We start from the raw sequence: 12,401 nt of genomic DNA, 5'->3' as shown, positions 1-12,401 counted from the left end.
ACGCGAGTTCCCCCGCCGGTGGGGCAACGGCGGGCGGCCAGGATTCCCCGCCACCACCAGAATAGGGCTCACCTGCCCTCTTGCCGCAAGACCCCCTCCGACGGGCAGACTGACCAGCCAATCCGAACGGGGGAGTCGACATGCGTGACGTGATCGTGGTCGCGGCCGGGCCGACCGGGGTGTGGCTGGCCACCGAGCTGGCGCTGCACGGCGTGGACGCCGTCGTGCTCGAGCGCGACCCGGAGCCGACGAGGGCCGTGGGCGCGCTCGGGCTACACGCCCGCAGCATCGAGGTGCTCGCCCAACGCGGCGTCGCGGACCGTTTCCTCGACGCCGGGCAGACTACCCGGTGGGCGGGCACTTCGCCGGCATCCGGAAACCCGCGCCCGAACTGGACACGACCTACCCGTACGTGCTCGGGCTCCGGCAGACCGAGGTGGACGCGGGTGCACTCAAACCGAACACCTGGCAGCGGTTCGAGCGACTGAGGTCCGCGTGGAATCAGGAGAAACTCCGTATTGTTGACGAACCAGACAGTGCCATTGACGACGAGCCGGGAGTCGTCGCGAACCCTAGGAGACGAGCTAGAACACCCCTGACCGAGAGGCAAGTAGACGCTATCCGAACTGCACGGGCGAACGGCGAGAGCGTGGTCTCGATCTGTCGGCGGTTCGACGTGCATCGGATGACCGTCTGGACGCACACGAGAGACTTGCTCTGACTTCCTCTCGTGCTGCATGCACACCCGGAGTGCCCCGTGCACGAGCTGCGGCAACAAGCGTTGCTGAGTCCGGAAGCTTGTCGGCTTCACTTGCGATAATGGCACCGTGAAGTTCAAGCGCCGCAACCTCGAAGCTCTTGCTGACCTCATCGTGGGCAACACGCGCCGTGACGACGCTGAAAATGAGGACGAAGCCAAGTACTTCCCCTACCGGTCCAGCATGTACATCACCGAGTTCTTCCAAGAGCTGGAGACGGAGTACCAACATGACGGTTCAACTCGCCACCGCTGGGTGGCAGATGTACTGGAACAGATGCTGGCCGAACCGCACGACGGACCCAACCGCCCGCCTGAGATCTTCTGCCGCCTCATCGACCAGCTGATGAGCCCGGCCGACCGGCTCAACGAAGGATCCGACCGTCCTCGGGCGCTCGCGCAACTCAATGAGGTACTTGGCCGCGAAGGTTTCGAGGCATTCTATGGCGAGGACAGCCACTGCTACCTCCGCCATGTCGGCACCCAGACCGTGACCATCCTTGCCGCCAACCCCCACCGCCCCTTCAGCAAGACTGAACTGGAGCGGCGGCAGCTCCTGACGGCGTACCTCGACCAGTGCAGCGAGGATGACCTCATCGAGGAGGTGCTTCTCCCGATGTTCAGGCGACTTGGCTACCACCGCATCACCGCCGCCGGGCACAAGGACAAGGCCCTGGAGTACGGCAAGGACATTTGGATGCGCTACACCTTGCCGACGCAGCACATTCTCTACTTCGGCATCCAAGCGAAGAAAGGAAAGCTCGACGCTTCGGGGGTAACCAAGACGGGTAACGTCAACATGGCTGAGATCCACAACCAGGCGCTCATGATGCTGGCACACGAGATCTTTGACCCCGAGACCAACCGTCGCGTCCTGGTCGATCACGCCTTCATCGTCGCGGGAGGCGAGATCACCAAAGCAGCCCGCAATTGGCTCGGCAACGCTCTCGACGCCCACAAGCGCAGCCAGATCATGTTCATGGATCGCGACGACATCTTGAACCTCTACGTCGCCGCAAACCTACCGCTGCCAGAAGGCGCGCTGCCACCAACGCCGACCAGTCCGTCGTCAACAAACGCCGAGACTCCGTTCTGAACCTCGACCGCGATCGCCAGCGGAATCGGCGCGGCGAAGGCAAATTGACCTAATCTGGCAGCCCAGCCGCCGGCATCATCCACACCGATTTCCAGAAAGGCTTCATCAAGGCCGAGGTGGTCTCCTTCGACGACCTGATGGAGCACGACACCATGCAGAAGGCCAAGAAGGCTGGCAAAGTGCGCATGGAGGGCAAGGACTACGTGATGGCCGACGGCGACGTGGTCGAGTGGAGATTTTCGCTTTAACATCTGCGGACGCGCGTAGCTGGTATCTGAGTAGGTAGGAGGCGGGGTACCAGTCGCACGAAGACCACCATGACGACCAACTCGACCAGGGTCTGCGTGACCACGACGAGCGGGGCCAGGTCGAACGCCGCGGGAAGGGCGAGGACCAGCGGCAGCACAACGAGGGAGTTCCGAGTCGCACCGCTGAACACGACTGCACGCCTCCCGGGTACGTCCAGCCCGGCGGCCCTGCCGGCCAACATGCCGACCGGCACCATAACGGCGGCGAAGAGGACGTAGACCGGCAGCGCCAGAAGCAGTGAGTCGATCCTCGCCCCGACTCCCGCGACCTGCGAGGCGACGACGACCGCGAGCGTCGCGACCATCAGCGGCACCATGGCCCCCATGACGGTTCTTTCGATCCTCTGCCCGGCACGAGACCGGGCGGCGGCGAGTTGCGTCAGCGCGGCGGCGACCAGCGGCAGGGCGATGATGAGGACGAACGCCTCGACGAAGGGCCCGAACTCGACCGAGTCGACGAACTCCGCACCGATGAACAGCCACAGGTACACGGGCAGCATGAGCATCTGGGCCAGCATCAGCAGCGGGGCCGCGGCCAGGAGCTTCTCCTGGCTGCCGCCGGCAAGCCCGGTGAAGACGATGACGTAGTCGATACACGGGGTCAGCAGCACGAACAGCACCCCGACGAGGAGCACCTGGTCGTGGGCGACGATCCGTGACAGCAGCCAGACGACGGCGGGCACCAGGACGAAGTTGACGACGAGGATGGTCGAGAGGAAGCGCCAGTCGCGGAAGGCGTGCCCGATCCTGCCGAAGGGGATGTTGAGGAACGTGGCGTAGAGCAGCAGCACGAGGGCCGGATGGATCGCCAGCTCGGCGGGGTGGGCGACCGCGGGCCAGGCCAGTCCGACGACGGCCCCGAGGGCTAATCCCACGATGTAGAGCGCCACCTGGTGGCGTTCCATCCACTCCACGCTCATCTGCATCTGTTCTCCCTCATCATGTTCAAGGGCGGGAAATCCCGCCTCCAGAAAAACGTTAGACCTTGAACCCGGGTTGAAGGTCAAGCTGGCGAAGCATAGGCTCGAAGCATGAAGATCTCCGAGGTCGCCGAGCGCAGCGGGGTGCCGGCGAGCACCCTGCGCTACTACGAACGCCTCGGCATCCTCGCCGCCCACCGCAGTCCCAATGGATACCGTGACTTCGACGAGGGCCATCTCGAACGCCTCGACTTCATCGCTTCGGCCAAGCGGCTCGGACTCGAGCTGCCCGAGATCCGCCGCCTCTTGGAGCTGGCCGACACTGGCACCTGCACTGGAGTGAAAGCCGCGCTGCAGCCGCTGCTGGCTGAGCAGATCGCCGCCGTCGAGCGGCAGCTGAGGATTCTGGCCGGGCTGCAGGAGCAGCTGTGCGCAGCGCAGGCCCACGTTGACGCCTGCCCGGACAGCGACGAGCAGTGCCGCTCTGAGTGCGCGTTCCGGGCCTTCGCGGGGACCGCAACGAGGCTCGACCAGGCGTAGCTAACAGTTCAGCGCCTGCTGTATGGTCAGCATATGCTGACCATTTCTTCACGCGTCGACGTCATGAACCGGCTGGGCCGGGCCATGGCTGATCCCACGCGCTCCCGCATACTGCTGTCCCTTCTCGACGAGCCGGGCTATCCGGCGAAGCTCGCCCGCGACCTGGAGCTCACGCGCACGAACGTCTCCAACCACCTATCCTGCCTGCGCGGCTGCGGGATCGTCGTCGCCGAGCCCGAGGGCCGGCAGACGCGCTACGAGATCGCCGATCCGCACATTGCCGCGGCGCTCACGGCGCTGGTCGACGTGACTCTCGCCGTCGACGAGAGCGTCGGGTGCATGGACCCGCAGTGCTCGGTGCCGGAATGCTGCGCCTCCACCCCAGCACTGAGAACGGAGAGAGATCAATGAGTCACGCGGGACCGTTGAACGGGCTGCCGATCGCCTGCGCGCTCACGCCGGACACCGGCAGAGCGCAGGTGGAGCGTTGGCGCGCCTTCGACGCTGAGTACGCTCGCGGCATCGAGCACTCCGAGACCGAGCTCCTCGTCCACTACGAGAAGACAGACGATTCCACGAGACGGCTGCGCGAGCTCGTCGCGACCGAGAGCGCCTGCTGCTCGTTCGTGGACTGGTCGATCGACGACAGCCACGCCGATCTGCGGCTGGTCGTCAGCGGGACGCCGGAACAACTGGCCGCGCTGAACGTCGGAACCGGGTGACAGCCAGAGGTCGACACGAACCCGCGCCGACGCGGTGCGCAGCCGAGCAAGTGGAGACTGCCCTATGTGTGGAGACGTGGTGGAGTTCCGCTTCAATGTGTGAGGCGATTGGCTGCCTATCGCGTTGACCAGCGGGGGTTCAGTCGTCCAAGAGTGGGTTGTATCTCATGCTCAGCCCTCGTTCGATCGCCGCGAGGCCTCCGGCGATGATGACGAGGAGGTTCTGCCAACCGGCGAGGCGGATCGCCGGGATCTCGAATACTGGGAGCCCGACGTACGACGTCAGCAGACCGACGAGGTTGATCAGCTGAGGAAGCTCGAGCAGAAGCACCCCCACGACGATGAGGGTGGCGACGATTCCGACTGCTCGACTGGTTGCGGGGTGCTGTCGGTCGAGGTTCGCTCGCCAAGCCTCGGCGGTGCCCGCAGCAGGGGTCAGCGGCTGGGTCTCCCGTGCCTTCGCCTCGCGGATGCGTACGTACTTCATCCCGAGCTTTGCGACAGCTGCCTCGATGTGCGCGCCGTCTTCGATGGCGAAGGAGGCCTTGCGTCGCGTTGTGTCGACGAGGCGACCGTCGCGGTACAGGGAGATGCGCTCATCGAGATCGAGGTACCCGGAGTCGACGACGTAGTGATGTCCGTTCCGGTGCACCTCGAATCTCCCCCGGATGAGGCCGGCTCCCCACCGGAGGGGCCTCAGCGTCGTTGATGATTGCGTGGTCACGATGCGACTCCTCGAAACATGTCGTCGATGGATGTCTGCAGCAGCGCGAGCGCCCGATCGGGCGAGGACTGGCCGAGGAGAACCTGCCCGCTGAGCCCTTCGGCCGTAGCAAGGAGTCCCTGAAGAGTGCCTTCGGTGTTGTTCGAGTCGAGGCGGATCCTGCTGGATTCCAGGAGGCGTTCGAGGAAGGCGAGAAGTTCGGCGTGCCCCTCGCGGATCCTCGTCGCCAGGATGTCCTCCGTGAGCGCCAGCGACTCGAACTGCGCCACCACCCGCAGTCGTCGCATCGCTGTGTCGTCGGTGGGAATCATCGCGCGCAGGACGGCGGTCAACACCTGTTCCGGCGCGGCGGCTTCCCCGACGGCCGTGGCCACCTCTGCGGCAACGGCGTGCTGTACCGAGTCGAAGGCCGCGAGCATCAGAGCAGTGCGGTCGGGGAAGTAGTGCTGAACCCGGCCGGGCGAGACCCCAGCAGCGGCAGCAACTCGTCGCACCGTCAACGCGCCGGCACCTTCCTCCGCCACCAGTACGCACGCTGCGGCAGCGATAGCGCCGCGCACTGTCTCGTGGTCCCGCCCCACACCTCGGCTCACTGGCACCTCCTAATCGATACGAGTGTATCGGATTGCGAGGCAGGTGTGCCAGATGTTCGTCCGTGCCGGAACTCGGTGGAGTGGAGATTCAATTTGTGAGCCTGGCCAGGACGCCCGCCCCCAACCGTCTGTGGCCGGGCTACAGCATGGCTCCGGCGTCTCCGCGTGCATCGCAGTCTCGTCGTCGACTTCAGCGACGCCGGCAGGTGCTGCAGGACGCGGGCTGTGGTGGCGGACGCGGCACGCCGCAGCCCTCGGGTTCCGGGAGGTGTGCGCCTTCGACGCCCTGAGGTCGCCGGCGCTGGCCGACTTCCTTGACTGTAGGGAAAGAAACCAGGACACTTTCCTGCATGGATAAAAACTCGGAGGAAGGCGGCGCGCTCGATGAGGTGGCTGCCGCGCGCAGGCGGCTCGCCGAGCGGCTCTACACGCCGTGGTGGTATCACCCGGTCCTCGGTCTGTTGCTCGGTACGCTCGTACTCCAGGTCGGCGGTGCCCTCGGTCGACCCGCGATGTTCCTCATCCCGGTCCCCGTGCTCGGCATCATTGTGTTGGGGCGTATCTACCGGCGTCTGTCCGGTATCGACCTCTACGGGAACGAGGCACCCGACGGGGGGCGGCGCGGCCGGTCACTGCTCGCCATCTATGTCTGCGGCCTTATCATCTGCTTCGCGATTGGCTTCCTCCTGGGCAATCAGCTCGGTATTGCCTGGACCTCCTGGGTGATCGCCGCACTCCTCGTCGTCGGCACCGTTGTCGTCGGACGCCGCTACGACAGCCTGCTTCGCGCGCAGCTCCGAGGTGTTGCAGCATGACCGATGAGCCGATCGGAGACGGCCTCGATCCACTGATCCACGAGATTGCTCGGCTGCGCATCTGCGCGACCCTGGCGGCCACGACAGCAGTCGAGGCACAGACCCTCAAGGAGGTTGCCGGGCTTAGCGATTCGGCGCTCAGCAAACATCTGCGCCGCCTCATCGACGCCGACTACATCTCGCAGAAACTGGGCGCGTCCCGTGGGCCCGGCCGTCCCCGGACCTGGGTCTCCCTCACCGAGCGCGGCCATGCCGCCTACGCCCGACACTTGGCAGCGCTGCAGCGCCTTACACAGGCACGCTGAGACGTACAGCTTGGCCCGGGGCAGGGCTGCGCCGAAATGGAGTCCTGCTTCAACGCGTGAGCCTGCCCGCCTCCAGGCCCTGCGGCGGGGGCTGATCTCACAGACGCCAGCACGCCCCGAAGGGTCGTGAAGGCCTGCTCGACTGCCTCGGAGCCGCATGATCCCGCGGCTCGGGCCGCCTCGGCGGCCCTCCATCCGCAGATGGTCTTACATGTCGGAACTCGGTTGAATTCAGGTTCAACGTATAAGCACGTGCGAGTTGCTCTTGCGATGTCTGCATGAATTCTCTCCGCAGGTGGCCGCAGAGTGCGTGCCGCGATGGGCGGCTTCTTGTTCGCTCGGACAGATGCCGGGCTGGGAAGTTCGCTGACGCGAGGGCCGTACGAACCGCGGGTCACGACCGTTCGAGCGTGAGGGCCCAGAGCCGGTCAAGGCCCACTCCTACAGGCGAATCAGGCCGCCGCGGTGACGCGAAGGAGATCGAGCTTGTTCTCGTCCGAGGAACCTGCGGCAGCGGTATAGGCAACGATGCGCAGATCGGCTCCCGGGACGGAGAGAACGTCGCAGTCGAGCGTGATCGCACCGACCTCGGGGTGCTCGATCGTCTTGCGGCTGCTGGTGTGCTCGGCCGGCGTAGCGTTCTTCCAAAGCCGAGCGAAATCGACAGAGCCTGTGCGGAGTTCACGCACGAGCGAGGCGAGCCGCCGGTCGCTGGGATATCGGGCCCGTGCATGCTTCAAGTCGGCGACGATGCTGCGCTCGAAATCATCGGCAAGTGCCGGTGACGAGGGATGCAGGGATCTCTGCGCGGCACCGTCGCCGAAGATCGCCCGAGCGAGATTGCGTTCCGGCAGTGGAAGTCTCTCAGGGGATCCGTGGAGCGCTGACCAGGTCGGGTTCCAAGTCAGCAGCGACCAGTCGGCGGCGAAGACGCCGACGGCTGCATCGCCGAGTCGGGAGACGAGGCGTTGTACGCCGGCCGGGATGAAGTCGGAAACCATGCCATCCCTGGGTGGCAGCAGTCCGGCGGAGATGAACAGGGCCTCGCGCTCCGTGCGCGACAACTGCAATGCCCGGGCCAGCGAGGCGACGACCTGAGCCGACGGGCGGGTGGCCCGGCCTCGCTCGAGACGCACGATGTAATCGACCGACAGTCCCGCGAGCTGTGCGAGTTCCTCTCGCCGCAGGCCGGGGGCGCGACGGCGCAGTCCTGCTGTCAGGCCGACATCGCCGGGGGCGAGCCTGTCACGCCACCGATGCACAAGATTCCCGAACTCCGACGCTCCCATGTCCTTCATTCTTGCGCGACCGCGCGCCCGGAGCCTAGGCACCGCCAGTCCTCCGTCTCCGCGGAGCCCTGGGCGGCATGCGACCGACGACGAAGACTCGTCTCCCGGGATGCTCGACGTCCGTCAGCATCGACGCCAACCGCGAGGAGGAGCCCATGGCTCAGCACACCATCGTCATGACCGGAGCCACACGAGGGATCGGCCGCATCGCTCTCGATCGCATCGCCACGCTCGACCCGGACGCCCACCTGGTCCTGCTCGCCCGTGGCGAGACCAGCTCCCGATTAGCCGCCGAACTCACCGCGGCAGGGCGCGCGGCATCGGGTATCGCCGTCGACCTGCTGTCCCTCGCCGGCACGCGACAGGCTGCTGACGAGGTCGCGCGGAGACTGGATGATGGCGAACTGCCGCCGCTGCGCGGTCTGGTCGGCAATGCGGGACTGCAGTTCACGAACGACCTCACCGAGACCGCCGAGGGCTTGGAAGCGACGTTCGCCATCAACGTGCTCGCCAACCATGTCCTCCTCCGTCGCCTGCACGATCGGTTCGTGTCAGGCTCGAGGATCACGCTCACCGTCAGCGATACTCACTTCGGCGATTTCCGCCACAATCTCGGTATGGTGCCTGGCCCGTCTTGGCAGGAACCGGAACGTCTGGCGCGGATCCGCGCGTTCCCGAATCCCGAGAGCGTGGTGGCGGGTCGAACCGCGTATTCGACGAGCAAGTTGGCTGCCATCCATCTCATCCACGAGCACGCGCGCCGTCTGCCGGACGGAGTCGACATCGTCGGATACAACCCAGGGTTCGTTCCCGGCACCGACCTCACGCGGGCCGCAGACGCGTTGTCGCGCTTCGCGATGCGCAGGATCATGCCGCTGATGACCCTGACGCCGCTGGCGACCAGCAAGGACGCCGCCGGGCGGTATCTCGCCGACGCGGCGCTCGGCCGCACGAGGGCGACGAGCGGGGCCTATATCAATCGCGGTGCCGAGGAGCGTTCGTCCGCGGAATCTTACGACCCGATTCGCGAACGTCAACTCTGGGAAACCGCCGAGGAACTCACGCGATCGCTCGGCTGAGCGGCAACACGGGTCGGTCCAGTCGCGGCTATCTCCGCCGTCGGCCTCAGTCGCTGCGGCTGTCTGAAGCAGCTGTAGCGTAGCTGCGCCGAGACGCAACGATTCAGGTGCAGGTGACAGGACGGAGGGGAACCATGGGATCGACCGGCGAGAGCTTGACGATCGGAGAGGTCAGCCGTCGCACCGGGCTGAGCATCGACACGCTCCGCTTCTACGAGCGCGAGAAGCTTCTACCCGCCCCAGAACGGAGTGCGACGGGGCGCCGAATCTTTCGTGAGGTAGACGTCGAATGGATCGGGGTCTGTCGACGACTGCGCGACTCAGGAATGCCCCTTGCGCGGATCGCGGAGTACGCCGCCTTGGTCCGCGCCGGGGCGGGGAACGAACAGCAGCGTCTTGACCTGCTGCGTCAACACGAGGCGCACGTGCGGGAGCAGATGGCGGCGCTCCACGACGCTCTTGACGTGATCTCGTTCAAAGTGGCGACGTACACCGCCGCGCTGGAGCGTGGCGTCGCCGATGGCTTGTTCGTCAGCGACCGTGTCGACGACGACCGACTTGGTGGCATACACGACCACGACTCCGTGCGTGCTGCCCGTGTCGCGCCGACGGGCGCGCGAGCGTTTGACCTGGAGTGAGCTCCAGCTTCTAGCGTGACATCCGTGTTCAGCCGGCACCCTGCCGGCCACGAGGAAAGGACGCCCGAATGGCACCCTTCATTGAACCGGACGACACCCGCTACGACGAGCGCTCACGGGCGCTCGTTGCGGTCGGTCGCGAGGCGATCGCACAGGAGAACCCTGAGGCTCTGCGCGCCTACTTCAGCCCCGACTTCCAGTTCCACGGTCCTGACGGGGACCTCGACTTCGCTGGCTTGGAAGCATTCTTCTCCCAGATGCGCTCGGCCTTCAACGGGTATTACTGCGAGCGGCACGAGATCGTCTCAGTAGGCGAACTCATCGGGTGTCGAACCGAGATGGGCGGCACGTTCACCGCGCCGTTCGAGGCGTCGCCATTCGGCACGGTGTCGCCGACGGGTGAGCAGGTCACGCTGTCGCTGATCAACATGTTCCGCTACGACGCCGAGGGCAAATTGGCCGAGGAATGGGTCGCCTACGACAACGTCGAGTGGATGCGGCAGCTCGGAGTGCCGCTCGCCCCGACGCGCCTGTAGCCCGGCTGGATGCTCGATGCGCGGCGGATCGCACAGCGCGACTCCGCCGCGCTCAGCGCACTTGAGAATGTAAAACGACCGTTTTACCTTTGAAGTGTGACATCGACTCGAGCTGCCATCGTCTCCTCTGCCGAGCGCACCTTCGATCACCATGGCTTCGCGGCCACGGGTATGGATCGCCTGACAGCGGACGCCGGCGTGTCGACGCGCACCCTGTACAAGCACGTGGGCAGCAAGTCGCGCCTGATGGTCACCGTGTTGGAAGAGCGCGCGGAGCGCTTCTTCGCGGCTCTGCCGGTCGAGAGCGTGGACACGCTGTTCACCGGCCTCGGGCGGTGGATCGCCGAGGAGGGCTCCCGTGGCTGCCTCTTCCTCCGGGCGCAGGGCGAGACCGGCGGTGAAGACGAGGGCGTATCCGCGGTCGTCGCGTCGTACCGGGACCGGCTCCGCGCGCTGATCCGCCGTGTCGTCGCCGGCGACCTCGACCGAGACGACGAACCGCTCGCGACGCAAGTCCTGCTGCTGTTCGAAGGCGCGACCTCGGCCGCCGCCTACCTCGGCCCCCAGGCCGTTGAGCGAGCCCGGGAGGCCGCGGCTGTGTTGCTGTCAGCGAGTCCCCACGATCACGAATCCGAACGAAAGGCCTGACGATGCACCTTCTGACCGTCTTCTCCCACCCGATCGCCGATTCCTATCCCGCCGCGGTGATGTCCGCTTTCCACGAGCCGTTCCACGAGGCCGGGCACACGATCGACGTGCTCGACCTGCATCGTGAGGACTTCGATCCTCGGTTCACCGTGGAGGATCATGCACACTTCTGGGGAGGTCCGGTCCCGGATGGTGTCGCCGCCATGCACCGGCGCGTCGAGGCCGCCGACCGTCTTGCGTTCGTGTATCCCGTGTATTGGTGGTCGATGCCCGCGCTCATGAAGGGGTGGATCGAGCGCGTCTTCACCGGCGGGTGGGCCTACCAATACGGCCAGGGCGTCGAGGATCGCGGAAAGGAGCCCCTCAACGGTCTGCTGCCGAGCGTGCCCACCGCGCTCATCGGCGTCGGCGGATCCAAGCACGCCACCTACGACAAGTACGGCTATGACGAGGCGATGCGCACCCAGCTCGACGTGGGCGTCTTTGCATACTGCGGGATCCGCGACGTCGAGAGCCATCTGATCTATGACGTCGAGGGTGACCACAATGCCGCCAACCGCACCGCGGGTCTGCGAGATGCGCGCCGCATCGGCGCGGACCCGGTGCTGCTGCGACCGGACGGGCATGTCGCGTGGTTGAGCGGCCTGGGCGAGGTTCGGGAGCAGCTGGCGCGTTGGTTTGGTGATCCGGGACGGGGATGAGCGCGGCCACGACCGCACGCGTCGACCACGCCGCGCTCGGCGTCGCCGCGACCGCGCGGTGGGTTGGGCGATGGGCCGTCGTGCGCGTTCCCCGAACCCCCGGCGTCGCGGGAAGGTTTCCGCCAGGTGGCTCTTGTTCCGCCAGGATTCATCTTTCACATTGATGTTCAGTAGAGCTGACAACGTGATTCCTGGGGGAACGGTGAACAGTTACGAGGAACTCCGCACCGCCGTGGCCACCAACGACGGTCTGCACAAGACGACGATGGACACGCTGAAGAAGATCCAGGGCGCGGGACGGCTCGGGGTGCACGTGCGGACCGAGATCAGCCGGAACCTCGAATCGCACGGTCTCGGCCACCTGCCCCAGGAACTCCCACCCAACCAGGAGGACGTGGTCCGGCTCTACCTGCTGGGCAGCCGGGTCGCCGACATCGTCAAGGCGGTCCTGTCGCCCAGCGACCGGGGTGACGACACGCTCCGGGCGATCGGCGGTTCCGAAGCGGAGGACCTGGTGCGCCAGATCCGCCAGCTCGTCTGCGGCTGAGCCCCTGGCGGGAGCTGGCGGCGAGGGGGCGGACCGGCTCGCCGGTCCGGGTCCGAGGACCAGCGTCCCGGCGAAGCGCCCCTGGGGGTGTGGTGGGTACGCCGGGTGGCCGGCCCGGGCCACCGCCGGCACCACCCCCGGCCTGGTCGTCGCCGCTCCCCCCACCGGACGCGGTGGTGGCGG

General features: G+C 66.3%; 17 protein-coding genes and 1 pseudogene. 14 read left to right on the top strand and 4 right to left on the bottom strand.

Annotation, left to right across the window (positions count from 1 at the left end):
- The first annotated feature begins 140 nt into the window (after window positions 1-140).
- From ACTIDRAF_RS34770 to ACTIDRAF_RS0205060, 3 genes and pseudogenes are all read left to right on the top strand, one after another.
- Complete coding sequence (locus ACTIDRAF_RS34770) at window positions 141-488, top strand: FAD-dependent monooxygenase (RefSeq protein WP_342626669.1); 348 nt, start codon at window positions 141-143, stop codon at window positions 486-488.
- A 339-nt stretch (window positions 489-827) separates the two neighbouring features.
- Window positions 828-1,853 carry a PDDEXK family nuclease gene (locus ACTIDRAF_RS0205065; RefSeq protein WP_016697632.1) on the top strand — a complete coding sequence of 342 codons (1,026 nt, stop codon included), beginning with the start codon at window positions 828-830 and terminating at the stop codon, window positions 1,851-1,853.
- 65 nt (window positions 1,854-1,918) lie between these two features.
- Window positions 1,919-2,101: pseudogene (locus ACTIDRAF_RS0205060) on the top strand (DUF933 domain-containing protein); the annotation flags it as partial.
- On the opposite strand, the gene ACTIDRAF_RS0205055 reads toward ACTIDRAF_RS0205060, so the two are convergent.
- A complete protein-coding gene (locus tag ACTIDRAF_RS0205055; protein WP_016697630.1) occupies window positions 2,098-3,087 on the bottom strand; it encodes an arsenic resistance protein in 990 nt (329 codons plus the stop codon). The pseudogene ACTIDRAF_RS0205060 and the gene ACTIDRAF_RS0205055 overlap by 4 nt on opposite strands.
- A gap of 105 nt (window positions 3,088-3,192) precedes the next feature.
- Between ACTIDRAF_RS0205055 and ACTIDRAF_RS0205050 the strand changes: the two genes are divergently transcribed.
- Genes ACTIDRAF_RS0205050 through ACTIDRAF_RS0205040 form a run of 3 tightly spaced genes read left to right on the top strand, consistent with a single transcriptional unit; the run spans window position 3,193 to window position 4,343 of the window.
- A complete protein-coding gene (locus ACTIDRAF_RS0205050) occupies window positions 3,193-3,621 on the top strand; it encodes a MerR family transcriptional regulator (RefSeq protein ID WP_016697629.1) in 429 nt (142 codons plus the stop codon).
- A 33-nt stretch (window positions 3,622-3,654) separates the two neighbouring features.
- A complete protein-coding gene (cmtR, locus tag ACTIDRAF_RS0205045) occupies window positions 3,655-4,032 on the top strand; it encodes a Cd(II)/Pb(II)-sensing metalloregulatory transcriptional regulator CmtR (RefSeq protein WP_016697628.1) in 378 nt (125 codons plus the stop codon).
- Complete coding sequence (locus ACTIDRAF_RS0205040; protein WP_016697627.1) at window positions 4,029-4,343, top strand: hypothetical protein; 315 nt, start codon at window positions 4,029-4,031, stop codon at window positions 4,341-4,343. The genes cmtR and ACTIDRAF_RS0205040 overlap by 4 nt, the downstream gene beginning before the upstream one ends.
- A gap of 139 nt (window positions 4,344-4,482) precedes the next feature.
- Here ACTIDRAF_RS0205040 and ACTIDRAF_RS0205035 read toward each other — a convergent pair whose 3' ends face one another.
- Together ACTIDRAF_RS0205035 and ACTIDRAF_RS0205030 are read right to left on the bottom strand one after the other, a co-directional pair.
- Window positions 4,483-5,067 (bottom strand): hypothetical protein, encoded by a 585-nt coding sequence (locus ACTIDRAF_RS0205035; protein ID WP_016697626.1) that lies wholly within the window; start codon window positions 5,065-5,067, stop codon window positions 4,483-4,485.
- Complete coding sequence (locus ACTIDRAF_RS0205030) at window positions 5,064-5,627, bottom strand: TetR/AcrR family transcriptional regulator (RefSeq protein ID WP_255266236.1); 564 nt, start codon at window positions 5,625-5,627, stop codon at window positions 5,064-5,066. Before ACTIDRAF_RS0205030 ends, ACTIDRAF_RS0205035 begins: the two co-directional genes overlap by 4 nt.
- A gap of 383 nt (window positions 5,628-6,010) precedes the next feature.
- On the opposite strand from ACTIDRAF_RS0205030, the gene ACTIDRAF_RS0205025 reads away from it, so the two are divergent.
- Both ACTIDRAF_RS0205025 and ACTIDRAF_RS0205020 read left to right on the top strand, forming a co-directional pair.
- Window positions 6,011-6,475 (top strand): hypothetical protein, encoded by a 465-nt coding sequence (locus ACTIDRAF_RS0205025; protein WP_016697624.1) that lies wholly within the window; start codon window positions 6,011-6,013, stop codon window positions 6,473-6,475.
- Window positions 6,472-6,780: a transcriptional regulator gene (locus ACTIDRAF_RS0205020; protein WP_016697623.1), complete on the top strand. Its 309-nt coding sequence runs from the start codon at window positions 6,472-6,474 to the stop codon at window positions 6,778-6,780. Before ACTIDRAF_RS0205025 ends, ACTIDRAF_RS0205020 begins: the two co-directional genes overlap by 4 nt.
- A 452-nt stretch (window positions 6,781-7,232) precedes the next feature.
- On the opposite strand, the gene ACTIDRAF_RS0205015 is transcribed toward ACTIDRAF_RS0205020, so the two are convergent.
- Window positions 7,233-8,078: a helix-turn-helix transcriptional regulator gene (locus tag ACTIDRAF_RS0205015; protein ID WP_016697622.1), complete on the bottom strand. Its 846-nt coding sequence runs from the start codon at window positions 8,076-8,078 to the stop codon at window positions 7,233-7,235.
- Window positions 8,079-8,224: 146 nt separating this feature from the next.
- On the opposite strand from ACTIDRAF_RS0205015, the gene ACTIDRAF_RS0205010 reads away from it, so the two are divergent.
- The 6 genes from ACTIDRAF_RS0205010 (at window position 8,225) to ACTIDRAF_RS0204985 (ending at window position 12,218) form a co-directional block, all read left to right on the top strand.
- Window positions 8,225-9,148 carry an SDR family NAD(P)-dependent oxidoreductase gene (locus ACTIDRAF_RS0205010; protein WP_016697621.1) on the top strand — a complete coding sequence of 308 codons (924 nt, stop codon included), beginning with the start codon at window positions 8,225-8,227 and terminating at the stop codon, window positions 9,146-9,148.
- A 134-nt stretch (window positions 9,149-9,282) separates the two neighbouring features.
- A complete protein-coding gene (locus tag ACTIDRAF_RS27295) occupies window positions 9,283-9,786 on the top strand; it encodes a MerR family transcriptional regulator (RefSeq protein WP_016697620.1) in 504 nt (167 codons plus the stop codon).
- Between the two features lie 68 nt (window positions 9,787-9,854).
- Complete coding sequence (locus tag ACTIDRAF_RS0205000) at window positions 9,855-10,322, top strand: ester cyclase (RefSeq protein WP_016697619.1); 468 nt, start codon at window positions 9,855-9,857, stop codon at window positions 10,320-10,322.
- A 96-nt stretch (window positions 10,323-10,418) separates the two neighbouring features.
- A complete protein-coding gene (locus ACTIDRAF_RS0204995) occupies window positions 10,419-10,970 on the top strand; it encodes a TetR/AcrR family transcriptional regulator (protein WP_026065795.1) in 552 nt (183 codons plus the stop codon).
- 2 nt (window positions 10,971-10,972) lie between these two features.
- Complete coding sequence (locus ACTIDRAF_RS27290) at window positions 10,973-11,671, top strand: NAD(P)H-dependent oxidoreductase (RefSeq protein ID WP_016697617.1); 699 nt, start codon at window positions 10,973-10,975, stop codon at window positions 11,669-11,671.
- A 163-nt stretch (window positions 11,672-11,834) separates the two neighbouring features.
- Window positions 11,835-12,218, top strand: a complete 384-nt coding sequence (locus ACTIDRAF_RS0204985) for a hypothetical protein (protein ID WP_245533444.1) — start codon at window positions 11,835-11,837, stop codon at window positions 12,216-12,218.
- Window positions 12,219-12,401: the final 183 nt, after the last annotated feature.

Source organism: Actinoalloteichus spitiensis RMV-1378, assembly GCF_000239155.1.
Lineage (GTDB): Bacteria > Actinomycetota > Actinomycetes > Mycobacteriales > Pseudonocardiaceae > Actinoalloteichus_B > Actinoalloteichus_B spitiensis.
This window is presented reverse-complemented; position numbering and strand designations above follow the sequence as displayed.